The organism is Pseudomonas azadiae (assembly GCF_019145355.1).
GTDB classification, from domain to species: Bacteria; Pseudomonadota; Gammaproteobacteria; order Pseudomonadales; family Pseudomonadaceae; genus Aquipseudomonas; species Aquipseudomonas azadiae.
Genome location: NZ_JAHSTY010000001.1, coordinates 2,633,641 through 2,657,071 on the forward strand (window position 1 = coordinate 2,633,641; position 23,431 = coordinate 2,657,071).

25 protein-coding genes and 1 other RNA gene are annotated in these 23,431 nt (G+C 61.0%); 12 read left to right on the forward strand and 14 right to left on the reverse strand.

The annotated features are described in order from the left end of the window. Positions 1-3: 3 nt before the first annotated feature. The 4 genes from KVG91_RS12030 to KVG91_RS12045 are packed head-to-tail and all read right to left on the reverse strand — an operon-like array spanning position 4 to position 3,566. Positions 4-489, reverse strand: coding sequence for a DUF4442 domain-containing protein (locus KVG91_RS12030; protein ID WP_169377942.1), 486 nt, complete (start codon positions 487-489; stop codon positions 4-6). Then, on the reverse strand, positions 482-1,669 hold the full coding sequence (gene ubiH, locus KVG91_RS12035) for a 2-octaprenyl-6-methoxyphenyl hydroxylase (RefSeq protein WP_169377943.1): 1,188 nt from the start codon (positions 1,667-1,669) through the stop codon (positions 482-484). Before ubiH ends, KVG91_RS12030 begins: the two co-directional genes overlap by 8 nt. After that, positions 1,666-2,988: a Xaa-Pro aminopeptidase gene (pepP, locus tag KVG91_RS12040; RefSeq protein WP_169377944.1), complete on the reverse strand. Its 1,323-nt coding sequence runs from the start codon at positions 2,986-2,988 to the stop codon at positions 1,666-1,668. The genes ubiH and pepP overlap by 4 nt, the downstream gene beginning before the upstream one ends. A gap of 20 nt (positions 2,989-3,008) precedes the next feature. After that, positions 3,009-3,566 carry a YecA/YgfB family protein gene (locus KVG91_RS12045; RefSeq protein WP_076951965.1) on the reverse strand — a complete coding sequence of 186 codons (558 nt, stop codon included), beginning with the start codon at positions 3,564-3,566 and terminating at the stop codon, positions 3,009-3,011. Between the two features lie 138 nt (positions 3,567-3,704). Here KVG91_RS12045 and KVG91_RS12050 point away from each other — a divergent pair, with 138 nt between their 5' ends. From KVG91_RS12050 to KVG91_RS12065, 4 genes are all read left to right on the forward strand, one after another. Then, positions 3,705-3,914, forward strand: coding sequence for a TIGR02449 family protein (locus tag KVG91_RS12050; protein WP_007982902.1), 210 nt, complete (start codon positions 3,705-3,707; stop codon positions 3,912-3,914). Beyond that, entirely contained in the window at positions 3,911-4,228 is a 318-nt protein-coding gene (locus KVG91_RS12055; protein WP_010207385.1) for a cell division protein ZapA, read from the forward strand. Before KVG91_RS12050 ends, KVG91_RS12055 begins: the two co-directional genes overlap by 4 nt. A gap of 30 nt (positions 4,229-4,258) precedes the next feature. Beyond that, positions 4,259-4,437: non-coding RNA, 6S RNA (gene ssrS, locus KVG91_RS12060), on the forward strand. Positions 4,438-4,493: 56 nt separating this feature from the next. After that, positions 4,494-5,123: a 5-formyltetrahydrofolate cyclo-ligase gene (locus KVG91_RS12065; RefSeq protein WP_169377945.1), complete on the forward strand. Its 630-nt coding sequence runs from the start codon at positions 4,494-4,496 to the stop codon at positions 5,121-5,123. A gap of 7 nt (positions 5,124-5,130) precedes the next feature. Here the strand turns inward: KVG91_RS12065 and KVG91_RS12070 are convergent, their stop codons facing one another. Next, positions 5,131-5,277: a hypothetical protein gene (locus tag KVG91_RS12070; RefSeq protein WP_015886446.1), complete on the reverse strand. Its 147-nt coding sequence runs from the start codon at positions 5,275-5,277 to the stop codon at positions 5,131-5,133. 195 nt (positions 5,278-5,472) lie between these two features. Between KVG91_RS12070 and KVG91_RS12075 the strand changes: the two genes are divergently transcribed. Then, positions 5,473-5,922 (forward strand): EVE domain-containing protein, encoded by a 450-nt coding sequence (locus KVG91_RS12075; protein ID WP_169377946.1) that lies wholly within the window; start codon positions 5,473-5,475, stop codon positions 5,920-5,922. 103 nt (positions 5,923-6,025) lie between these two features. After that, positions 6,026-8,029, forward strand: a complete 2,004-nt coding sequence (locus tag KVG91_RS12080; RefSeq protein WP_318840855.1) for an acyltransferase family protein — start codon at positions 6,026-6,028, stop codon at positions 8,027-8,029. Here KVG91_RS12080 and KVG91_RS12085 read toward each other — a convergent pair. Continuing rightward, a complete protein-coding gene (locus KVG91_RS12085; RefSeq protein ID WP_169377947.1) occupies positions 8,019-8,426 on the reverse strand; it encodes a flagellar basal body-associated protein FliL in 408 nt (135 codons plus the stop codon). The genes KVG91_RS12080 and KVG91_RS12085 overlap by 11 nt on opposite strands. A 150-nt stretch (positions 8,427-8,576) precedes the next feature. Here KVG91_RS12085 and KVG91_RS12090 point away from each other — a divergent pair, with 150 nt between their 5' ends. Beyond that, complete coding sequence (locus KVG91_RS12090; RefSeq protein ID WP_169377948.1) at positions 8,577-9,554, forward strand: NADPH:quinone oxidoreductase family protein; 978 nt, start codon at positions 8,577-8,579, stop codon at positions 9,552-9,554. Between the two features lie 291 nt (positions 9,555-9,845). Beyond that, positions 9,846-11,183: a glycerol-3-phosphate transporter gene (gene glpT / locus KVG91_RS12095; protein WP_169377949.1), complete on the forward strand. Its 1,338-nt coding sequence runs from the start codon at positions 9,846-9,848 to the stop codon at positions 11,181-11,183. Here the strand turns inward: glpT and KVG91_RS12100 are convergent. From KVG91_RS12100 to KVG91_RS12125, 6 genes are all read right to left on the reverse strand, one after another. Further along, positions 11,167-11,832, reverse strand: a complete 666-nt coding sequence (locus KVG91_RS12100) for a gamma-glutamylcyclotransferase (RefSeq protein WP_169377950.1) — start codon at positions 11,830-11,832, stop codon at positions 11,167-11,169. The genes glpT and KVG91_RS12100 overlap by 17 nt on opposite strands. 253 nt (positions 11,833-12,085) lie before the next feature. Next, positions 12,086-13,054 carry a CDP-6-deoxy-delta-3,4-glucoseen reductase gene (locus KVG91_RS12105; protein ID WP_169377951.1) on the reverse strand — a complete coding sequence of 323 codons (969 nt, stop codon included), beginning with the start codon at positions 13,052-13,054 and terminating at the stop codon, positions 12,086-12,088. Next, positions 13,054-14,520 carry a 4-hydroxy-3-polyprenylbenzoate decarboxylase gene (ubiD, locus tag KVG91_RS12110; protein WP_169377952.1) on the reverse strand — a complete coding sequence of 489 codons (1,467 nt, stop codon included), beginning with the start codon at positions 14,518-14,520 and terminating at the stop codon, positions 13,054-13,056. Before ubiD ends, KVG91_RS12105 begins: the two co-directional genes overlap by 1 nt. 157 nt (positions 14,521-14,677) lie before the next feature. Further along, positions 14,678-15,937 (reverse strand): transcription termination factor Rho, encoded by a 1,260-nt coding sequence (rho, locus tag KVG91_RS12115; protein WP_003176825.1) that lies wholly within the window; start codon positions 15,935-15,937, stop codon positions 14,678-14,680. Between the two features lie 233 nt (positions 15,938-16,170). Continuing rightward, entirely contained in the window at positions 16,171-16,500 is a 330-nt protein-coding gene (gene trxA, locus KVG91_RS12120; protein WP_003213989.1) for a thioredoxin TrxA, read from the reverse strand. Between the two features lie 121 nt (positions 16,501-16,621). Then, positions 16,622-17,317: a FadR/GntR family transcriptional regulator gene (locus KVG91_RS12125; protein ID WP_169377953.1), complete on the reverse strand. Its 696-nt coding sequence runs from the start codon at positions 17,315-17,317 to the stop codon at positions 16,622-16,624. A 255-nt stretch (positions 17,318-17,572) separates the two neighbouring features. On the opposite strand from KVG91_RS12125, the gene KVG91_RS12130 reads away from it, so the two are divergent. Genes KVG91_RS12130 through KVG91_RS12145 form a run of 4 tightly spaced genes read left to right on the forward strand, consistent with a single transcriptional unit; the run spans position 17,573 to position 20,415 of the window. Next, positions 17,573-18,358 (forward strand): transporter substrate-binding domain-containing protein, encoded by a 786-nt coding sequence (locus KVG91_RS12130; protein ID WP_169377954.1) that lies wholly within the window; start codon positions 17,573-17,575, stop codon positions 18,356-18,358. 17 nt (positions 18,359-18,375) lie between these two features. Continuing rightward, positions 18,376-19,044: an amino acid ABC transporter permease gene (locus KVG91_RS12135; protein ID WP_169377955.1), complete on the forward strand. Its 669-nt coding sequence runs from the start codon at positions 18,376-18,378 to the stop codon at positions 19,042-19,044. Then, positions 19,041-19,691, forward strand: a complete 651-nt coding sequence (locus tag KVG91_RS12140; RefSeq protein WP_076951977.1) for an amino acid ABC transporter permease — start codon at positions 19,041-19,043, stop codon at positions 19,689-19,691. Before KVG91_RS12135 ends, KVG91_RS12140 begins: the two co-directional genes overlap by 4 nt. Beyond that, positions 19,678-20,415, forward strand: coding sequence for an amino acid ABC transporter ATP-binding protein (locus KVG91_RS12145; RefSeq protein WP_169377956.1), 738 nt, complete (start codon positions 19,678-19,680; stop codon positions 20,413-20,415). Before KVG91_RS12140 ends, KVG91_RS12145 begins: the two co-directional genes overlap by 14 nt. On the opposite strand, the gene KVG91_RS12150 is transcribed toward KVG91_RS12145, so the two are convergent. Both KVG91_RS12150 and KVG91_RS12155 read right to left on the reverse strand, forming a co-directional pair. Further along, entirely contained in the window at positions 20,396-20,929 is a 534-nt protein-coding gene (locus tag KVG91_RS12150; RefSeq protein WP_169377971.1) for a DUF1120 domain-containing protein, read from the reverse strand. The two genes, KVG91_RS12145 and KVG91_RS12150, sit on opposite strands and share 20 nt — an antisense overlap. A 4-nt stretch (positions 20,930-20,933) precedes the next feature. Beyond that, complete coding sequence (locus KVG91_RS12155) at positions 20,934-23,378, reverse strand: fimbria/pilus outer membrane usher protein (RefSeq protein WP_169377972.1); 2,445 nt, start codon at positions 23,376-23,378, stop codon at positions 20,934-20,936. Positions 23,379-23,431: the final 53 nt, after the last annotated feature.

Here is a 23,431-nt window from a genome sequence, read left to right on the forward strand (position 1 = left end):
CTTTTAAGCCTGTCTCACTGGCGGCTTGCGCCGCACGTAAAGGGTTTTGTCGACCCGCGCCACCAGGGTGCCGGAGCCGTCATGGATCTGGACCTTGAGATGAGGCAAATATTTCTCGCCCCCTTCGGTCTGCCGACGCACCTCATCGAGCAAGGCCTCGTCGATGAAAAATTCGGCGAACACCGGGCCCTTGCCCGGCGAGATGAAGTCGATACTCGCCGCCTTGTCCCACACGATGTAGTCGCGGCCCAGGTTCTCCATCAGCATCAGCATGTAGAACGGGTCGACCATTGAATACAGGCTGCCACCGAACTGCGTGCCGACATAGTTGCGGTTGTACCAGCCCAGGCCCATGCGCACCTTGACGTGGCGAAAGTCGGCGCTCATGTGCTGCACGCTGACCCCGGCGCCCAGGTATGGCGGATAGAGGGTCATGATCCAACGCAACAACCGCGCCTTGCCCAGGCGCTCGATCAGCCACTTACGCATCGGAACGCGTACCCAGGCCCATGGCCTGACGAGCGAACCAGCGTTTGGCCGGCGGCAACAGGTCCAGGCCCAGCAGGCCCATGTTGCGGCCCATCGCTACCAGCGGTTGCGCACTGCCGAACAGGCGCGTGACTTGGTCGGAAAACCCCACGGTCAGTTTTTGGTCCATGTGCTGGCGCTCCCTATAGGCCTGCAAGGTCGCCAGGTCGCCGGGCACCGTCGGCCCGGCCAGCAAGGCTTCGGCCAAGGCATTCGCATCGCGCAGGGACAAATTGAAGCCCTGCCCGGCAATCGGATGCAGGCTGTGGGCCGCATTGCCCAGGATCGCCAGGTGCGAGCGCACTTGCTCCTCGGCTTCCACCAAGGTCAGCGGGTACAAGTGGCGGGCGCCGACTTGCTTCAGGGTGCCCAGGCGGTAACCGAACACGTCCTGCAATTGCTTCAAGAAGCTACGTTCATCCAGGTTGGCCAGGCGCTGGGCGTCCATGCCGATGCGTGTCCACACCAGCGCGCAGCGGTTGTCCGGCAGCGGCAGCAGCGCCATCGGGCCCTGATCGGTGAAACGCTCGAACGCTTCACCGTTATGGGCTTCGCTGGGGGTGATGTTGGCGATCAATGCGCTCTGGTTATACGGGCGGGTCTTTACACCGATGCCCAGTTGTTCGCGCAGGCCGGAGCGGCCGCCGTCGGCCAGCACCGCGAGGTCGCAGTCCAGTACGGTTTCATCGTTGAGCGTCAGGCGATAGCCATCCGGCAGCGGCTCCATGCGCGTGACTTCCGCCGGGCAGCGCCAACTGACCACGTCCCTGTCCAGACCTTGCCAGAGGCATTGGCCCAGCCAGGCGTTTTCAACCACATAACCGAGGGCCGGCACACCCTCCTCCATGGCTGACAGACGCGCGGTAGAGAAACGCCCGCGGTCGGACACATGGATCTGCTTGATCGGCTCGGCGCGGCGGGAAATATCCTGCCACAGGCCCAGGCGCTGATAGATCTGCCGGGCACCAAAGGACAGCGCCGAAGAACGCGCATCATAGCTAGGCTGGTAGCTGTCACCCGGCGCGAAGGGCTCGATCAGCATGATCTTCCAGCCCCGCGCCTTGGCCCCGGCCTGCAACGCCAGCGCCAGGCTGGCGCCCACCAGGCCGCCACCGATAATCGCCAGGTTGACTCGGCTCATCGGGCAGCCGCCATCAGTGCTTCGATCTCGGCGACGGTCTTGGGCACGCCGCGGGTCAGGATTTCACAGCCTTGCTTGGTCACCACCACGTCGTCCTCGATGCGTACGCCAATGCCACGCCATTTCTTTGCCACGTTCAGGTTGTCCGGCGAGATGTAGATACCCGGCTCCACGGTCAATGCCATGCCGACCTCCAGCACACGCCATTCACCGCCCACTTTGTACTCGCCCACATCATGCACATCCATGCCAAGCCAGTGGCCGGCGCGGTGCATGTAGAAGGTTTTATAGGCTTCGCTGGCGATCAGCTCGTCGACGTCACCTTGCAGCAGCCCAAGTCTCACCAAGCCGGCGGTGATGACTTGCACGGTCGCCTCATGGGCCTGGTTCCAATGCTTGTCAGGGCCGATCTGGGCGAAGGCGGCTTCCTGAGAAGCCAGCACAATCTCGTAGATCGCCTTCTGTTCGGGTGAAAACTTGCCATTCACCGGCCAGGTGCGGGTGATGTCGCTGGCGTAACAGTCTATTTCGCAACCGGCGTCGATCAGCACCAGGTCCCCGTCCTTGAGCAGCGCGTCATTGCGCTGGTAATGCAGGATGCAGCTGTTGCGCCCGGCGGCAACGATGGAGCCATAGGCCGGCATTTTAGCGCCGCCTTTACGGAACTCGTAATCCAGCTCGGCTTCCAGGCTGAACTCGTGCAAACCGGCGCGGCTGGCCTGCATCGCCTTTACGTGGGCCGCGCAGGAGATCCGCGCCGCCTCGCGCATCACTTTCAGCTCGGCCGCCGATTTATACAGGCGCATGTCGTGGAGCAGATGATCCAGGGCAACGAATTCGTTGGGCGGCTGCGCGCCAAGGTGCGCTTTGGAGCGGATCACGTTGATCCACTCCATCAGGTGTCGATCGAATTCCGCGTTGCTGCCCATGGCCGAATACACCCGGTCACGGCCTTCGATCAAGCCGGGCAGGATGTCGTCGATATCGGTGATGGGGAAGGCATCGTCAGCGCCAAAGTCGCGGATCGCGCCTTCGGTGCCGGCGCGCAGGCCGTCCCACAGTTCGCGTTCGGCGTTGCGCTCGCGGCAGAACAGCACGTACTCGCCGTGCTGGCGACCGGGCATCAGCACGATCACCGCCGCAGGTTCCGGGAACCCGCTCAGGTACTGGAAATCGCTGTCCTGGCGGTACACATGCTCGACATCACGGTTGCGGATCGCCACAGCAGCGGCCGGCAGGATCGCGATGCTGTTGGGTACCATCTGCGCCATCAGCGCCTTGCGGCGCCGCGTGTATTCCGCTCTGGGGATATGGATCATGGGCAGACGGGCTTCCTTTTTCAGTGCAGCGACGGCTTGGGCGCAGCAGGTTCGGCGGACTTCCTGGTCTCGGTGAACAGCAGCAACGGCGCGACGCGCAGGTACTCCATCACTTCCATGTAGTCGCCTTCGCCGTCTTCGGATTCTTCCAGGGCATCTTGCACTTGGGAGATGGCGGCCAGGTCCTGCAACACTTCCTTGGCGTCGGTGCTCAGCTCCAGGCCGCCGGCGTTGACGCCAAAGCCATGGAGGAAGCCTTGGCACCACTGGCCCAGGGCCGCGGCGCGCTCGGTGAGAGGGGCGTCGTCGGTGGGCAGCAGCAGGACCACGGTGACATCGTCGCCGGTCAGCTCGCCTTTGACCATTTCCTGCAGGCCTATCAGTGCATTACGCACGTTTTCGGTGGGTTCGGTCTCCAGCAGCTCGGCCACGTCGGCCAGCCAATTGTCGGCATCAAAGCCAACGCCGGTGCAGCTGCGGCCCAGCAACACGCCGTGCAGTTCGGCAGGCGAGCAGGGGTGGCCGCTGGTGCTCAGCAGTTTGGAAAAAGCGTCGTACGGGGAGTTCTGAATAGGCATGGTGAGCTAGGCGCCAGACGGCGCAATGTCTAGAATGGAGCGCTGTATCCTAGCACCGGCAGACGTACCAAGACTATCAAGGGCGTCAGATCGTTTATCCTGCAGTTGCCATTCATCAGACAAATCCAGTGGAACCCAATGGAAGACACCGACCTGCAAGCGCTGATGGCCAGACTCGAATTGCTAATTACCCGGGTCGAGCAACTAAAGAGTCAAAACGGACTCCTATTAGCTCAGGAAAAGACCTGGCGCGAGGAACGCGCTCACCTCATTGAAAAAAACGAAATCGCCCGGCGTAAGGTCGAATCGATGATTTCGCGCCTGAAGGCCCTGGAGCAAGACTCATGAGTTCAAGCAATAGCGTCACCGTGCAGATCCTCGATAAAGAGTATTCGATCATCTGCCCCCAGGAAGAGCGCAGCAACCTGGTGAGCGCCGCCCGCTACCTGGATGGCAAGATGCGTGAAATCCGCAGCAGCGGCAAAGTGATCGGGGCCGATCGCATCGCCGTGATGGCCGCACTGAATATTACTCACGACCTTCTGCATAAGCAGGAACGCCCTGACGTGCAGGCCAGCGGCTCGACGCGTGAGCAAGTGCGTGACCTGCTCGAGCGGGTTGATCTGGTGCTTTCCAGTGATTCGGACGCACCCAAGGGCTGATTGCCGCGACTGTTTAAGGTATACTCGCCTCACTCCCTGGCGTGCTTGCCAGTCGGCGATGTCCCGGAGCCGATTCGCACTACCCTGGAAGTTGCACGTTGGGCTGGTGTGCATGTCCGCTAGACGGAAAGCCTTAAAGCCTACTGCTTCTTCCACCTTGAACTTTCGGGTTCAAGGGCTAAGTCGACAGCGGTTCTGTCGGGGAGCCTGAATTCCCAAACTCAATGCCAGTCCTCGGACTGGCATTGTTTTATGAGCCCAAACCATGACCGAACCTGCGCCGCTTTCCCGTCCGCAACTTCGACGCATGTTGCGCAACGCCCGCCGCGCCCTCACGCCGAGCGAGCAGCGCAAGGCCGCCCAAGGCCTGTATCGGCAACTGGCACAGCACCCGCTGTTTCGCCGGGCCAAACATATTTCCCTGTATCTGCCGACGGACGGTGAAATCGATCCGCGCCTGCTGCTGCGTGCCGCCCAGCGTCGTGGCAAGGCCACCTACCTGCCGGTACTCAGCGCCTGGCCACGGACCAAGATGGTATTCCAACGCGTGAGGCCTGGGGAGAAGCTGCTGCCCAACCGTTTTCGCATCCTGGAGCCTCGGGTGAATATCAGCCGCCAACGCAAGGTGTGGGCGCTCGACCTGGTGCTGCTGCCGTTGGTGGGGTTCGATGAGGCCGGCGGACGGCTGGGCATGGGCGGCGGGTTTTACGATCGCAGCCTGGCTTACCTGGCGCGGCGCCGGAGCTGGCGCAAGCCGACACTGCTGGGCCTGGCCCATGAATGCCAGAAAGTCGATCGATTGGTGCAGGCAAGTTGGGATGTGCCGCTGGCTGGCACCGTCACGGATAAGCAGTGGTATATCGCAGAGACGCCACTGGAATCAGCGGCGCCTTGAAGCTGTGTCAGCGCTTGAATTGCTGTTGTACGGGTGACAGTTCAACAGGCGCATCGGTCTTATTGGACCACAAGCTTTGCGCATAGCCGGTGGTCACGACGCCCAGACCAAACAAAATAACCAAAATCCATAGTAAATCCGGTTTACGTTGCATCGATTGCCCCCCTTCAGGCATCTCGTACACGATGACAACAACGTTCCAATGTAGTCCGTTGCAGCTGCGTCAAGCTTTAAAAGCGGGCATTCTGCGGTAACGCGAACCAACACGCAAACCTTGGCGCCAACCGACTGTCGGTTTGTCATCATATTGCCCGACAACTTGCCCACTGCCTTTTTCAGGAGCCCGAAAATGGCCTACTGGCTGATGAAATCCGAGCCCGACGAGCTCTCTATCAACAACCTGGAAAAGCTTGGCGAAGCCCGCTGGGACGGGGTGCGCAACTATCAGGCGCGCAACTTTCTTCGGGCCATGACGGTGGGGGACGAGTTTTTCTTCTACCACTCCAGCTGCCCCGAGCCAGGCATCGCCGGCATCGGCAAAATCATCCAGGCGGCCTATCCGGATCCCACCGCGCTGGAACCAGAAAGCCACTACTTCGATGCCAAGGCCAGCCCGGAAAAAAATCCATGGAGCGCAATCCACGTCGCCCATGTCCAGACCTTTGCAAAGGTGCTGGGCCTGGGCTACCTGAAGCAGCAGACCGCCCTCGCCGAGTTGTCCCTGGTGCAAAAAGGCAGTCGGTTGTCGGTGATGCCGGTCACCCCTGAACAATGGGCAGCGGTGCTGGCGCTGCGTTGACCTGCCAGGGAAACACCTGGAAGCACACCTGTCCGAACGGTCAGTCGCCGCCTGGGGCGAGCTTTGGCAGAATCCGGGTTTTGCCCGTCGGAGGGAAGCTCGCGTGCCCCGGCTCACCAGCACTTACCAACCTGCCATCGACGGCATGCGTGCGATGGCGGTGCTCAGCGTCATCGTGTTCCACCTGGACGCGTTCAGCCTGCTGCCCGGTGGTTTCACCGGCGTAGACATGTTCTTCGTGATTTCCGGGTATGTGATCAGCCTGTCATTGTGGGAGCGTCGCGATCTGGCCTTCGGCTGCTACCTCGCGGACTTCTACCGGCGTCGCCTGCTGCGCATCATGCCGGCGCTGCTGACCGTGCTGTGTGTGAGCTTTGTGCTGTCGGCGATGTTCATGCCGCAGTTCTGGCTCAGCGAGCTGATCAATCGCACGGGCCTGGCAGCATTCTTTGGCCTGAGCAATATAGTGCTGGCCTGGAACACCGACACCTACTTCTCCCCCAGCGCGGAACTCAATCCTTACCTGCATACCTGGTCTCTTGGCGTCGAAGAACAGTTCTATGTGCTATTCCCCGCCCTGTTTTTTATGTGGCTGCGCTGCCGACAAAAGTCGGTACTCATGTGGACGGTGCTGCCGTTGTTGGCCATTGCTTCGCTGATTATCGGCGTCTATCAGGTAAACGCAGCGCCGCTGTCGGCGTTCTATCTGCTGCCTGGGCGCTTCTGGGAGCTGGCCGCCGGGGCGATCCTGTTTCAAGCCCTCGGCACGCGCAATGCAACGCCCCGGCTCAATCGCCTGGCACCGGCCATGCTCGCAGTCGGCCTCGGCCTGGTACTGACCGGCTTTCTGTTCGCCAACCCCAGGCAGTTCCCCTTTCCGTGGGCAATCGTCACCGTGGCAGGCTCGCTGTTGATGATCGCCGGGATTGTATTGCGTGCCGACAGCGCCCCGGGCCTATTGCAGCGCGCGCTGCAACACCCGCTGGCCACCTACATCGGTCGATTGTCCTACTCGTTGTACCTGTGGCACTGGCCGGTCATCGTGCTCCTGCGCTGGACCGTCGGGCTCGAGCTGCTGGCGGTGCAACTGCTCTACCCCGTGTTGGTGGGTCTGCTCGCCGCGGCTTCCTACCATTGGGTAGAAACGCCGATCCGCAGCGGCAAATCGGTTGTGCAGCGCCATGCCTGGCTCACGTTGGTGAGCAGCCTGGGCATTGCCGGCCTGATGTGGCTGGGCGCGCAGTGGGTGTCGGCCAATTCCTCCGTGCTGTCGCTCAGCCAGACCCGCGACAGCTACACCTGGTATGCCTACAAACATTATCCCCAGGAAGATTTCGATACCGTCGACGACCCGCGCCTGAAGGACAGGCAACTGTTCGTCATCGGCGACTCCCATACGGCGGCCTACCGCACCCTGCTCAAATCGATCGAGCTCAAGCTGGGGATCAAGGTGATTGAATACGAACAAGGCGGTTGCAGCGTCGTCAGCCTTATCGGCCCCGACCCTGCACGCTGCGCAGCGACACGGGAAGCCCAATTCAAGCAGATCGAAGCCCGCGCCAAGCCGGGTGACGTGGTTTTCCTTGCCTCGCTGCGCATGCCCGAACTGGCCGGACGCGAGTGGCGCGAAGGCGAGGCGGCCATGGTCGACCAGGCGCTGGGCGAACTGACGGCCGAGAACATCGAAGCGGCGCGAATCGCCGCCGACACGCTGTTGAGCCGCTTGCAGGCGGCAAGGCTCAACATTCTTATCGATGCGCCAAAACCTCTGTTCAAGAGCGCGCCCAACCGCTGCTCGGACTGGTTCAACCGCATGAACCCGGTGTGCGCGCCCGGCCTGACCATGGCGCGTGACCAGCTTGAGCGGCTCCGTGCGCCACAAATGCTGTTGCTGGAGCAGTTGCAGGCGCGCTATCAGGCCTTGCACACCTGGGACCCGTTGCTGCTGCTGTGCCCTGGTCCGATCTGTTCAGCCTACGATGCAAACGGCAAACCGCTGTTTTTTGATTCCAACCACCTCAGTGGCCATGGTAACCGCGTACTTGAACCCGACTTTACCGCGGCCTTGCTGAGGATCTGGGGAGCGACGACGCCGGTTACTGAATGATCAGGTTGTTGAACAGCAGATCTTCCACCACAGGCTTGCCGGTCTCGTCATTCATGACTTGCTGAGTCTGCTTCAGGGCTTCCTGGCGCAGCTTCTCTTTGCCTTCGACCGTGCTCATTGCGTCGGTGGTCTGCTGGGTAAACAACGCCACCAATTGGTTACGGATCAACGCGTCGTTGGCCTTGACCGCGGCAGCCGCTTCGGTGCCAGTCACGCGCAGAGCGATGTCGGCCTTGAACACCTTGAGTTTTGCCGTGCCATCGAGCCCGTAGTTACCCACGAACGGCGGGCTCAGGCTGATATAGCTGACCTTCGGCGCCTCGCCCTCTTTGGCTTCTTCGGCCTGGGCCGCCATCGGCAAGGTCAGGGCCAGCATCAACAGGATCCACGCTTTCACAGTTCATTCCTCACATTCGGTTGCCAGGTAGCATAACGCTAGCAAGGCTGAGTACAAGCTTATGGCGACTTATCAGGCCTGGGCATGCTCGTTGACCCACGAGCGCACCCTCCTACACTTATCGGCCACGACGCCAAAAGGAATAGTCCGATGAAAGCTGTGCTGTGCAAAGCCTTCGGCCCCGCCGAAACCCTGGTGCTGGAAGAGATCGTGAGCCCTACGATCAAGAAGAACGAAATCCTGCTGGACGTGCATGCCGCTGGGGTCAACTTCCCGGACACCCTGATCATCGAGGGCAAGTACCAGTTCAAGCCGCCCTTCCCGTTTTCACCGGGTGGCGAAGCGGCAGGTGTGATCAGTGAAGTCGGGGAGAAGGTCAGCCACCTGAAAGTCGGCGACCGGGTTATGGCGCTGACCGGCTGGGGCAGCTTTGCCGAGCAGGTGGCGGTGCCGGGCTACAACGTGCTGCCGATCCCGCCGAGCATGGACTTCAATACCGCTGCCGCGTTCAGCATGACCTACGGCACCTCCATGCACGCGCTGAAACAGCGGGCCAAGCTGCAACCGGGCGAAACCCTGCTAGTACTCGGCGCCTCCGGTGGCGTGGGCCTGGCCGCAGTGGAAATCGGTAAAGCCATGGGCGCGCGGGTAATTGCCGCCGCCAGCAGTGCCGAAAAGCTCGCCGTGGCCAAGGCCGCCGGCGCGGATGAGCTGATCAATTACAGCGAAGCCAGCCTGAAAGACGAGATCAAGCGCCTCACCGACGGCAACGGTGCCGATGTGATCTACGACCCGGTAGGCGGCGACCTGTTTGACCAGGCCATCCGCGCCATCGGCTGGAACGGCCGTCTGCTGGTGGTGGGGTTTGCCAGCGGGCGCATTCCCGAGCTGCCGGTGAACCTGGCACTGCTCAAGGGCGCGGCGGTGGTTGGGGTGTTCTGGGGATCGTTCGCCCAGCGCCAGCCGCAGGATAATGCGGCGAATTTTCAGCAGCTGTTTGGCTGGTATGCCGACGGCAAGCTCAAGCCGTTGGTGTCGCAGGTGTATCCCCTGGAGCAGGCGGCCCAGGCGATCAATGATCTGGGACAACGCAAAGCGGTGGGCAAAGTCGTCGTCCAAATCCGCTAATTGATGTGAAATACGGTCAGTGTGGGAGCTGGCTTGCCTGCGATAGCGGTCTATCAGCGAAATGTGTGTTGGCTGACCCACCGCTATCGCAGGCAAGCCAGCTCCCACATTCGATCTTCAGCGATCCCGAGCTTCAATCACGACCACTATTTATCTATCCGCGACATGTTCGTAAAAGAACATGCAATTGCTCTCATTTCCTGTGTTTGCAGATAGGAGGCGATGCTATTTTCGGTAACGAAACTGTAACATTCGCATCCGCAGTCAAAACAAGAAATCTGGAGCTCTTGAATGTTTGCTTTCTTTCGTCCTGCCGCCCACCAGGCGCCCCTGCCTGAAGAAAAAATAGACAGCACCTACCGGCGTCTGCGCTGGCAGATCTTCGCCGGCATCTTCTTCGGCTATGCCGGGTACTACCTGCTGCGCAAGAACTTTTCCCTGGCCATGCCCTACCTCATCGACGAGGGGTACACCCGCGGCGAACTGGGCCTGGCGATGTCGGCCATCGCGATTGCCTACGGCTTGTCCAAGTTCCTCATGGGCCTGGTGTCCGACCGCTCCAACCCACGCTACTTCCTGCCCTTCGGCCTGCTGGTGTCCGCCGGGGTGATGTTCATTTTCGGTTTCGCGCCTTGGGCGACGTCCAGCGTGACCATGATGTTCATTTTGCTGTTCATCAACGGCTGGGCCCAAGGCATGGGCTGGCCGCCAAGTGGGCGGACCATGGTGCACTGGTGGTCGCAGAAAGAACGCGGCGGCGTGGTGTCGGTGTGGAACGTGGCGCATAACGTTGGCGGCGGCCTGATCGGCCCGCTGTTCCTTTTGGGCATGGCTTGGTTCAACGACTGGCATGCAGCGTTCTACGTGCCGGCCACGGTGGCGCTGGCAGTGGCGGCCTTTGCCTTCATCACTATGCGCGACACCCCGCAATCGGTCGGCCTGCCGCCCATCGAGAAGTACAAGAACGATTACCCGGAAGGCTACGACGACAGCCACGAAGACGAATTCAGCGCCAAGGAAATTTTCGTCAAGTACGTGCTGCGCAACAAAATGCTGTGGTACATCGCTTTCGCCAACGTGTTCGTCTACCTGCTGCGCTACGGCGTGCTGGACTGGGCACCGACCTACCTGAAAGAAGCCAAGCACTTCACGGTCGACAAGTCGTCCTGGGCTTACTTCTTCTATGAATGGGCGGGTATCCCCGGCACGCTGCTGTGCGGCTGGATGTCGGACAAGATCTTTCGTGGCAACCGTGGCCTGACCGGCATTGTGTTCATGGCCCTGGTGACCGTGGCGACGCTGGTGTACTGGCTCAACCCGCCGGGCAACCCGATGGTCGACATGATCGCGCTGGTTTCCATCGGCTTCCTGATCTACGGCCCGGTGATGCTGATCGGCCTGCAGGCACTGGAATTGGCACCGAAGAAAGCTGCCGGCACTGCCGCGGGCTTCACCGGTCTGTTCGGTTACCTGGGCGGCTCTGTGGCAGCCAGCGCGGCCATGGGCTACACCGTGGACCATTTCGGCTGGGACGGCGGATTTGTGCTGCTGATTGGTGCGTGCGTACTGGCAATCGCTTTCCTGATCCCAACGCTGTGGCACACCAACAGCGTCAGCTCGGCGCGTTAATCGCTGCGCAATCCTTCGCACAACGCTTGAGCCGCGCCTCCAGGTTTTTATCTGGCATGGCGTGGCTGCGCAGGGCGTTGACGGTCTGCTCGACATAATCGCGGGTAGTGCCGTAACGCCCACAAGCGCTTTGCAACACATGGTTCAGCACGATATCGGGCAAGTTGCCGGCGTAGCTGGGCAGGTGTCGCTCCAACACAAACCCCAACGCCTGCACCGTAGTGCCATCTTCCAGACGACAACTGAGCCAGTGCGGTCGGTAGGACGGATACGGCATTTCGCGCTGCCACAAAGCGTAGAGCGACGCTTCCAGCTGGTCTTCAGGCAAACGGTAGGCAAACCCGCTGCACGAGCCACCGCGATCCAGGCCGAAGACCAAACCCGGGATTTCCGGCGTCCCCCGATGCTCGTGGGACCAAAGGTAAAGGCCGCGGTGATAACCATGAACCCGCGCCCGCACCCGCTCGGTCGAGGAGCATTCGGGGCGCCAGATCAGTGAACCGTACGCAAATAGCCAGACCGGCCCACCCTTATGCAGAGCCATGGTGGCTTGCATCGAACTCATCAATTGTTCGTGAGTGAGTTGCGGCCCCAGATCGAGGCGCGGAGGGTAAGCCAATTGCAGAAGATCGGTTTCAATGGCGGTCATGGCGAAAAGCGGTGCGCCTCCTGTGTTACCCGTGTAAGCAAACTTTATCGTAGTCAAACCAGCAGCAATAAGCTGGCCATTTCAGATATAGCTTAAGGACATTTGGCTGAATGGCTAAATACCGTAAGCGAATAAGCCCATGCCCGTGTGGGAGCTGGCTTGCCTGCGATAGCGGTGGGTCAGTGCAACATTCGTCGACTAGCCCACCGCTATCGCAGGCAAGCCAGCTCCCACAGTCAGTCAGTGCAAAGCTTCAGGGCCTGGGGGCGTAGGCGAACACATCCGCACGCATCTGGTGCGCATCCATACCGGCGTCGACCAGGGCATCCAGCGTGCCGTAGATCATGGCCGGCGAACCGCTGGCATAGACATGCACCGATTTGAGGTCAGCGATGTCTTCGCACACCGCTTCATGCAACAACCCGCAGCGCCCTTCCCAGCCGCACACATCGCTGACGATTTTGTGCAGGAACAAGTTGGGCAGTTGCCGCCACTGGTCCCAGTGTTCGATCCGGTAGAAATCGTCCGGGCGACGCACGCCCCAGTACAGGTGCACCGGGTGCTTGAAGCCGGTGGCGCGGCAATGTTCGATCAGGCTGTGCATCTGCGCCATGCCCGTACCGGCGGCGATCAGCACCAACGGCCCATCCGGCAGCTCGGCCAGGTGGGTGTCGCCGAACGGCAGCTCGACGCGGGCCATCCGGTTTCGCTGCAGTTGCTCCAGCAAGGTGCGCGCGCTGTCTTCGCGGGCCAGTACGTGCAGCTCCAACTCGCGCCCGGCGTGAGGTGCCGACGCCAGGGAGAATGCCGATTTCTCGCCGCTTTCGCGCTCGATCATCAGGTATTGCCCGGCGTGGTACCGCACCGCTTTACCGGCCGGAGCCAGCAGGCGCACGCGCCACACATCACCGCCGACGTCCACACATTCACTCAATTGGCACGACAACTTGCGCAACGGCAACTCTCCAGGCGCCAGCACGCCATCCCACAACACAATGCAGTCTTCCAGCGGCTCTGCGATGCAGGTGTAGAACTCGCCGTGGTCGCGCACTTCACCACCTTGCCGCACCCGCCCCTCCACCAGCAGCGCGGCGCACACGTGGCATACGCCGTTGCGACAGGCCTGGGGGCATTCGTAGCCCAGGCGGCGCGCGCCTTCGAGGATTCGCTCGCCGGGGACCAGCTCCAGCACGGCGCCGGAAGGTTGCAGGGTTACACGCATCAATCTATTCCCAGTTCTTTCCAGATCGCATCGACACGGGCGGTGACCGCTTCATCCTTGACGATCACTCGACCCCACTCGCGGGTGGTTTCACCCGGCCATTTGTGGGTGGCATCCAGGCCCATTTTCGACCCCAGGCCCGACACCGGCGAGGCGAAGTCGAGGTAGTCGATCGGTGTATTGTCGATCATCACCGTGTCGCGCTTGGGGTCCATGCGGGTGGTGATGGCCCAGATCACGTCGTTCCAGTCGCGGGCATTGATGTCATCGTCGGTGACAATAACGAACTTGGTGTACATGAACTGTCGCAAAAACGACCACACACCGAGCATTACCCGCTTGGCATGGCCCGGGTACGACTTCTTCATGGTCACGATGGCCATGCGGTACGAGCAGCCTTCCGGCGGCAGGTAGAAGTCGGTGATTTCAGGAAACTGCTTCTGCAGGATCGGCACGAACACTTCGTTGAGCGCCACGCCCAGGATGGCCGGCTCATCCGGCGGCCGGCCGGTGTAGGTGCTGTGATAAATCGGCTTGATCCGATGGGTGATGCGCTCGACGGTGAACACCGGGAAGCTGTCGACTTCGTTGTAGTAGCCGGTGTGGTCGCCGTACGGGCCTTCATCCGCCATTTCGCCGGGATGAATCACACCTTCCAGGATGATTTCGGCGGTGGCCGGCACTTGCAGGTCGTTGCCACGGCACTTCACCAACTCGGTGCGGTTACCGCGCAGCAGACCCGCGAAGGCGTATTCGGAGAGGCTGTCCGGCACTGGCGTGACAGCGCCGAGGATGGTGGCCGGGTCGGCGCCCAGGGCCACAGAAACCGGGAACGGTTTGCCGGGGTGTTTTTCGCACCACTCGCGGTAGTCCAGGGCGCCGCCACGGTGGCTCAGCCAGCGCATGATCACCTTGTTGCGGCCGATCACTTGCTGACGGTAGATACCGAGGTTCTGGCGGTCCTTGTTCGGGCCCTTGGTGACGGTCAAGCCCCAGGTGATCAGCGGGCCAACGTCGCCGGGCCAACAGGTCTGCACCGGCAGCATGGCGAGGTCGACATCATCACCTTCGATGACCACTTCCTGGCACGCCGCGTCCTTAACCACCTTGGGGGCCATGGCAATAATCTTGCGAAAGATCGGCAGTTTCGACCAGGCATCCTTGAGCCCCTTGGGCGGTTCTGGCTCCTTGAGGAAGGCCAGCAGCTTGCCGATCTCGCGCAGCTCGCTGACCGACTCGGCGCCCATGCCAAAGGCCACGCGCTCGGGTGTCCCGAACAAGTTGCCGAGCACCGGGATATCAAAGCCAGTCGGTTTCTCGAACAGCAACGCCGGGCCCTTGCTGCGCAGGGTGCGGTCGCAAATCTCAGTCATTTCCAGCACCGGTGAGATCGGCATCTGGATACGTTTCAACTCTCCGCGCTGCTCAAGTTGCTGCACGAAATCCCGAAGATCCTTGAATTTCATTAACCATGCCACCCGTAAAATAGACGTACATCCTACCTGCTATGACCGCAGCTGGCAGCCTATCGCGGTGCATTTGGGTACAGAGAATGTTTAAAAAACCGACGCAAAAAAAATGGCGCCCCTGAGGGCGCCATTCTTCCGGACCTGAAACGTCGTATTACTTACGCTTCATCGACAAGAAGAACTCGTCGTTGGTCTTCGTGGTTTTCAGCTTGTCGATCAGGAACTCGATGGCCGCAACTTCGTCCATCGGGTGCAGCAGCTTGCGCAGGATCCACATACGCTGCAGTTCGTCGTCGGCAGTCAGCAACTCTTCGCGGCGGGTGCCGGAACGGTTGATGTTGATTGCCGGGAACACGCGCTTTTCCGCGATGCGACGGTCCAGGGGCAGTTCCATGTTGCCGGTACCCTTGAACTCTTCGTAGATCACTTCGTCCATCTTCGAGCCGGTTTCAACCAGCGCGGTGGCGATGATGGTCAGCGAGCCGCCTTCTTCGATGTTGCGCGCGGCGCCGAAGAAACGCTTCGGTTTCTCCAGGGCGTGGGCATCGACACCACCGGTCAAGACCTTGCCGGAGCTCGGGATCACGGTGTTGTAGGCACGCGCCAGACGGGTGATGGAGTCGAGCAGGATCACCACGTCCTTCTTGTGTTCGACCAGGCGCTTGGCCTTCTCGATCACCATTTCGGCAACCTGCACGTGGCGGGTTGGCGGCTCATCGAACGTCGATGCAACCACTTCGCCACGCACGGTGCGTTGCATTTCGGTCACTTCTTCCGGGCGCTCATCGATCAACAGCACGATCAGGTGAACTTCCGGATTGTTACGTGCGATGTTCGCTGCAATGTTCTGCAGCATGATCGTTTTACCGGCCTTCGGCGGTGCGACGATCAGGCCACGCTGGCCCTTGCCGATCGGGGCGCACAGGTCGATCACACGACCGGTCAAGTCTTCGGTGGAGCCGTTGCCGGCTTCCATTTTCATGCGCACCGTCGGGAACAGCGGCGTCAGGTTCTCGAAGAGAATCTTGTTTTTCGCGTTCTCGGGACGATCGAAGTTGATCGTGTCGACCTTGAGCAGGGCGAAATAACGCTCGCCTTCCTTCGGTGGACGGATCTTGCCAACGATGGTGTCACCGGTGCGCAAGTTGAAGCGACGGATCTGGCTCGGCGAGACGTAGATATCGTCTGGGCCGGCAAGATAGGAGGCGTCTGCGGAGCGGAGGAAGCCGAAGCCGTCCTGGAGAATCTCCAGCACGCCATCACCGGAGATTTCCTCGCCGCTTTTCGCGTGCTTCTTGAGCAGGGAGAAAATCACGTCCTGCTTGCGCGAACGGGCCATATTTTCTATGCCCATTTCTTCGGCCAGTTGGAGCAGGTCGGTAATCGGCTTTTGCTTGAGTTCAGTCAGATTCATATAGGAATGACGTAATCATTTATGGAGGGGGGAAATTAAGCTTTTGGCTTAATGAGGCCGCGCCGCAGAGAAGGCGACATGATCGCGTACTATCGAAAAGGAATGCGTCGGCGACGGCTTGCAGGGGGCAGTGGAGAAACCAGTGCGGGGCCGAATGTACCACCTGAGTTTCGGAGCGTCTAGCCCTGTTTAACGAAAAAGCCCCGCGATTTGCGGGGCCTTTTTCACGACGCTTAGATGTTGGCGTCGAGGAAAGCTTGCAGCTGGGACTTCGACAGCGCGCCAACTTTGGTGGCTTCGACGTTGCCGTTCTTGAACAGCATCAGGGTCGGGATACCACGCACGCCGTGCTTGGCAGGGGTTTCCTGATTGTCGTCGATGTTCAGCTTGGCAATGGTCAGCTTGCCTTCGTAAGTGGTTGCAATGTCGTCCAGGACTGGAGCGATCATTTTGCAAGGGCCACACCATTCAGCCCAGTAGTCAACCAGCACCGGGCCCTGAGCCTTGAGTACTTCGGCCTCAAAGGTCGCGTCGGTGACGTGCTTGATAAGATCGTTGCTCATGGATGTCTCCGGATTGTAAGCAAAAAAAACGTGACCCATCATAGCCGCCCTTCCCCCGTTCAGGAAGCAGCCGCTGATTGAGTCTTGCTATGGCAGTGCATGAGTTTGGGTATGGCCCGGGTCAAGGCGACACGGGAGTCACAAAAGCGATACCCGTACGCAACGCTGCATTACGTACATGTTCCTGCATGGTTTTCTGCGCCGTCGCACTCGCGCGCCGGGCCAGGGCGCGCAGGATTCTGCGATGCTCCTGCCAGGTCTCCATGGCCCGTTCCGGCCGGATGAACGGTAGTTTCTGGCTCTCCAGAAACAGCTCGGCACTCGCGCTCAGGATACTGACCATGGCCTGGTTGCCGCTGGCCAGCAGGATGCGCTGGTGGAATTCAAAGTCCAGCTGCGCCGCTGCTTCGAAGTCGCCGGCCTTGAGCATTTTGCGCATGGCCTCGACGTTATCTTCCAGGCGGTCCAGTTCATTGATGCTCAGCGTCACCGCCGCCAACCCCGCCGCGAAGCCTTCGAGGGCATAACGCAACTGGAAGATATCCAGCGGCGTGGCCCGCGCCGCAAACGGCCAGGCAAACCCCGGCGATTCCTCGCCGGCCTGCACGAACACGCCTTTGCCGGGCTGCACACTGACCACGCCCAGCGCACTCAGGGACGACAATGCTTCGCGCAACGACGCCCGGCTCACGCCTAACTGCACCGCCAGATCGCGCTGGGACGGCAATGCATCGCCCGGCCCGAAGCCTTGCTCCTTGATCAGTTTGCGGATGGCCTGCAAGGCCGCTTCCGGTACGGCTTGGGCTATGGAATTCATAGAAAACTCAGGGTTCCAGTCAGCTGAGCCGCTAGTTGTAAAGCTATTCACGATCGCCGGCAAGCCACGCCCCAAAGGGGCTCGCTGGTTTTTACCAGCGCTCGAAAAGGGTGCGAAAAAACCGCTCACTGTTCAGACCAGTAAGACCACCGCAACTCAATAAATCCCTGCACCGCAGCGCATTCCGAAGAGGGTGGCATGGGCTGTGCACTGAGCAAATCCAGAAAATTCCTTCGCCCTTCTCGGAGAGTCGCCATGACCAAGCGCTACAGCGCCCTGCTCACTGCCCTATTTGCAAGCCTGATGCTGAGCCAGGCACCCGCCCAGGCCAATGGTCTGGACGACATCGTCGCGCGTGGCACGCTCAAGGTCGCCGTGCCCCAGGATTTTCCGCCGTTCGGCTCGGTCGGCCCCGACATGAAGCCGCGCGGCCTGGACATCGACACCGCCAGGCTGCTGGCCGACCAACTCAAGGTCAAGCTGGAACTGACCCCGGTCAACAGCACCAACCGCATCCCGTTCCTCACCACCGGCAAGGTCGACCTGGTGATCTCCAGCCTGGGCAAGAACCCCGAGCGGGAAAAGGTCATTAACTTCTCCAAGGCGTATGCGCCGTTCTACCTGGCCGTGTTCGGACCGCCTGACGCGGCCATCGCCACCCTAGACGACCTCAAGGGCAAGACCATCAGCGTGACCCGTGGCGCCATCGAAGACATCGAGCTGACCGCCGTGGCGCCCAAGGAAGCCACCATCAAACGCTTCGAAGACAACAACTCGACCATCGCCGCCTACCTGGCCGGCCAGGTCGACCTGATCGCCAGCGGTAACGTGGTGATGGTGGCGATCAGCGAACGCAACCCGAAACGCGTGCCGGCGCTGAAAGTGAAGCTCAAGGACTCACCGGTGTACGTGGGCGTGAACAAGAACGAGCCGGCGTTGCTGGAGAAGGTCAACCAGATCCTGGTCGCGGCCAAGGCCGACGGCAGCCTGGAAAAGAATGCGATGCAATGGCTCAAAGAGCCGCTGCCCGCAGACCTCTGAAGCGGCGGAACTGACCCATGGCGTATCAATTTGACTTTGTGCCGGTGTTGGCCAATACCGACCTGCTGTTGCGCGGCGCGCTGTTCACCCTTGAGCTGACGGCCATCGGCGCGATCCTCGGCGTGGCCCTGGGTACCGTCGGCGCCGTGGTGCGGGCGTGGAAGATCCAGCCGTTCGCCTGGCTCTTCGGTGTGTATGTCGAGTTGATCCGTAACACACCGTTCCTGGTGCAATTGTTTTTCATCTTTTTCGGCCTGCCGTCCCTGGGGCTGAAGATCACCGAGTGGCAAGCCGCCGTACTGGCGATGGTGATCAACCTGGGCGCCTATTCCACCGAGATCATCCGCGCCGGCATCCAGGCTATCCCCAAAGGGCAACTGGAAGCCGCCGCCGCGCTGGCGATGACCCGCTTCGAAGCGTTCCGTCACGTGGTGCTGCTGCCGGCGCTGGGCAAGGTGTGGCCGGCGCTGAGCAGCCAGATCATCATCGTGATGCTCGGTTCAGCGGTGTGTTCGCAGATCGCCACCGAAGAGCTGAGCTTTGCCGCCAACTTTATTCAGTCACGCAATTTCCGTGCATTCGAGACCTATGCCCTGACTACCCTGGTGTACCTGTGCATGGCGCTGATGATCCGCCAGTTGCTCAACTGGATCGGCCGGCGGTTTGTAATGAGGAACAGCCAATGAGTGATTTCTCGTTCTGGGACATTGTTCGCAACCTGCTCACTGGCCTGCAATGGACGCTGCTGCTGTCGCTGGTGGCGTTTGTCGGCGGGGGCCTGATCGGTTTGCTGGTGATGGTCTTGCGCATCAGTAGCAAGGCCTTCCCGCGCAATGTTGCGCGCACCTATATCGAACTGTTCCAGGGCACGCCCCTGCTGATGCAGTTATTTCTGGTGTTCTTCGGCGTTGCTCTGCTGGGTGTGGATATTTCACCCTGGCTGGCAGCGGCGATCGCCCTGACTCTGTTTACCAGCGCCTACCTCGCTGAAATCTGGCGCGGCTGCGTTGACTCCATCGCCCACGGGCAATGGGAAGCCTCCGCCAGCCTGGCGCTGAACCCGCTTGAACAACTGCGCTACGTGATCCTGCCCCAGGCCCTGCGGATTGCCGTGGCGCCGACCGTGGGGTTTTCGGTGCAGGTGGTCAAAGGCACCGCCGTGACCTCAATCATCGGCTTCACCGAGCTGACCAAGACCGGCGGCATGCTCGCCAATGCCACGTTCGAGCCCTTCATGGTCTATGGCCTGGTGGCGCTTGGTTACTTTTTGCTCTGCTACCCCCTGTCCCTCAGTGCGCGCTACCTGGAAAGGAGACTGCATGCCTCTGCTTAGAATTTCCGCCCTGCATAAGTATTACGGCGATCACCACGTGCTCAAGGGCATCGACCTGACGGTTGAAGAAGGCCAGGTGGTGGCGATCATCGGCCGCAGCGGCTCGGGCAAATCCACCTTGCTGCGCACCCTTAACGGCCTGGAATCCATCAACGACGGCGTGATCGAAGTCGATGGCGAGTACCTCGACGCCGCCCGCGCCGACCTGCGCAGCCTGCGGCAGAAGGTCGGCATGGTGTTCCAGCAGTTCAACCTGTTTCCCCATTTGACCGTGGGCGAAAATGTCATGCTTGCGCCGCAGGTGGTACAAAAGGTACCCAAGGCCAAGGCGGCCCGGTTGGCCAGGCAAATGCTGGAACGCGTCGGACTGGGGGAAAAGTTCGACGCCTTTCCCGATCGCCTGTCCGGCGGCCAGCAACAACGCGTGGCAATCGCCCGTGCCCTGGCAATGTCACCCAAGGTGCTGCTGTGCGATGAAATCACTTCGGCCCTCGATCCGGAGTTGGTCAATGAAGTGCTCAGCGTGGTGCGCCAATTGGCCAAGGACGGCATGACGCTGATCATGGTGACCCATGAAATGCGCTTTGCCCGGGAAGTCGGCGACAAGCTAGTGTTCATGCACCAGGGCAAGGTGCATGAAGTGGGCGACCCCAAGCACCTGTTTGCGCACCCGCAAACTGCCGAACTGGCCAACTTCATTGGCTCTACGGAGCAGCCGGACTGATCAGTTCGAACTGGCCGCGTCCTTCCAGCAGCGTCTCCCGGCGCACCGCAAGGGCGTCGGCCGGCAGTTGAACCTCGATCTCCAACTGGGCGGTCAACCGACGCCCCGTCATCGGCGCACCGGCTGCGCTCGCATACAACACACGACCGGGTAGCAGCCGCCCGCCAGCGGTTTCGTCGGGCTGCCAGGCGACCGGCCGACCATCCACCTGTGCCTGTTTCAGGCTCAAGGTGAAACGCCCTTGCCGGCCAAACTGAAAGCCTTGTGCATCGGCGGGTACGCCACTGAAGCGCAGCGCCATCGCGACGGGATTAGCGCAAAGCACACTCAAGTGCAGCGTACGTTGCGTATCGAGCCGCATTGCATCCCTCCCGAATGACGCATGCGTGGGACGAATCACCCCGTAGTCGACCCTCGGCTCGCTCAGGGTCATCCGGCAGTCATCAGCAAGCGCCTGGGTTGCCATCAGGACGCCCCACAACAGGCATAGGCCGCCGGCAGGGTGGCCGTTCATCCGCTTAGCGGGCACGGCATACCACCGGCGCGGTTTCGTAAAGTTGGTCATCGTCAGGCTCTTGCTCAGGGTTGATGTGGAGCAGGCAGGACGCCGAGTCCGGCAATGAAACCCTCAGGGTTTGCGGCCCATCGATGTTGCTGAGGAAAATCATGCCGTCGCCTACCACACTGGTCACAAAGTTGTTGCTGTCGCCAAACACCGCGGCGCCTTGAGGCAAGGGGCGACCCTGTTCGTCCTGGGCTTCAAGCAACAGGCGACGAACTTTCACCACATCAAAATCGAGGATGTTGACCGAACCACGGCCAGCGGCGAGCACCTTGGTGCCATTCTTCAGATCAACGCGTCTGGGCAGTGACTGGGTCTGTACCTGCACATGGTTGTTGCCGTAGGCCTGCAGCCCTGGAATCACCGCCTGGCCGCTGAAGTCGGTCCATACCGGTCCTTGGGGCGTGGAAATTTTAGCCGCACCGATATCACCCACCGAGACAATGCCAAAGGTGTCCTGCACCGCATAAGGCGAGAACGTCACCCCGTGCTCATGGGCCACGATGCCGCCTTGCAACTGACCGGAATAGTGAGTGCTCGAGGGATCACGGGTGACGCCCAGGCTGACGCGGGTATACAGCGGTAACAGGTCTAAGCGACCGCGCACGCGCTGTTCCCGCTCGTTCACGTCTCGATCAACACCGACTTCATAGTCCACATAGTCGTTGACCCGCTCGCTTAGGGCCGTGCCGGCGGCGAGGCGATCGCCTCGGCGACTGACGTAGGTACTCACGCGGCGATCGCCGCCCAGGGGCAGGGTGACCTGCAGTCTGAGGGAGGTGTCCTCGTCCAGCTTTTCATCGCGGCGACCACCCGCCATCCGGTCCGGGCGTCGAGGCCTGGCCCCACCGACCTGTGCGTCGGCGATCAGCGCAACATCCACGCCATTGAACGATTTGTTCCATGACGCAAACAGGTGATCGGTGGACCGTCCGTCAAACTGCGAGCTGCGGGTGAAACTGAGGGAAAAGCCCCCCATGAAGGGGTCCGTCCAGGTCATTCCTGCCGTGTACTGGCGCTTGAAACGCGCATCAAGGTCGTACCCCCGTGACGCCTGTCCTGCGTCCAGCACTTCGCGGTAGCCTCTGCTCTGTGTCGAGGCGCTCAGGTTCATCTCGAGGTTGGCGAACAGGGGGCTGCCCAGAGACAGCGTGCTACGCGAACCCCCGACCCCGTCCAACTCTTCGCGGGACAGGTTATGGCGCGCGCCCACCGTTACCTGGTGGAAAAACACGCTGCTCAGGGTGCCGCCTGCCGACCGGTACTCGTCGGTGCTGAGCAAACCGAAGCCCAGCGACGAGCGCTGGCCCAGCCCCCAGGTTCCGCTACCCATGACGACCACGGGCGAGTCCCCTTCCCGGCTATCGATGGATGTCTGGCGTACCTTGCCAAGAGAAAAGTAATAACCCGGCGTGACCGGAGCCCCGCCGCGAAAAGACGCAGCGGGCACCACGAAACTGCGCTTTGCACCGCGCACATCAATCACGCTCACATCCAGGTCGCTGGTGCTGTTCAGCAACGGTAGACCGCTCAGCCTGAACGGACCTTCCGGTACCAACGTGGAATGGATCAACGCGCCCGACTGACGGACTTCAACCCGTGACTGGCTCTGAGCCAGCCCTTCTACCACCACCTCGCTGTTGCCCGCTCCCCCGCGTTGCTGACCATCCGGGGAGAACTGCAAGCCGGCCAGTTGTACGCCCCCAAATATTGGGTTGTTACTGGAGATCAGCCCCGCCTGGAAGGTCGACTGCAACGCCGCAATGTCACGCTGGGCGTAGGCATCCACCTGCTCGGTTCGCGCCCGGCCATTGTCGGAAATATAAAACTGGCGGCTGCGAACAATCCAATTGCCCAGGTTGAATCCTGCCTCTGTGTACGCCGACACAAAGCGACTGGGCCCACTTCGCGAGTGGGTGTCTTGACCCAACACGGTGTAATTGAAGATAGCCGCCGCGCCGCCCTGGGAAAAACTTCCGGCCTCCCACTCCGGCGTACGCAGCGACTGGGTCGGCACCACCAGCGTCACCTCATCACTGCTGGGCCGCAGCCGTACCAGGGTCGCCGGGTATTGCCCAACGAAGTCATGGCAGGTCTGGTCGGGGTTGATGCCTTCGCGCAGCACCCTGGACGGCGTGACCAGACCGGCCTTGGCCAGTAGCGCCGGGGTGAAACACAGTTGGCCCTGATAATCGAAACGTGCATCAACCAACCCCAGCGGCGTGCCATTGACCCGTAGCCCGACCACGTGCACGCCTTCGCGAAAGCGCGCCGCGCTGCGAAAGTACTCGGACACCTGCGGATCAATCCCGAGGGACGTCAGAGCGGCCAGGTCGAAACCTTCTCCCAGGCCCACGGCTGCGCTGGAGCCTGGCAAGCCCCACAGCGTTGCAAGCCCCATCAGGAACCTGGAACGCGCCTGGAAGCCATTACTCGGCGCACGTTTGGCCGCGC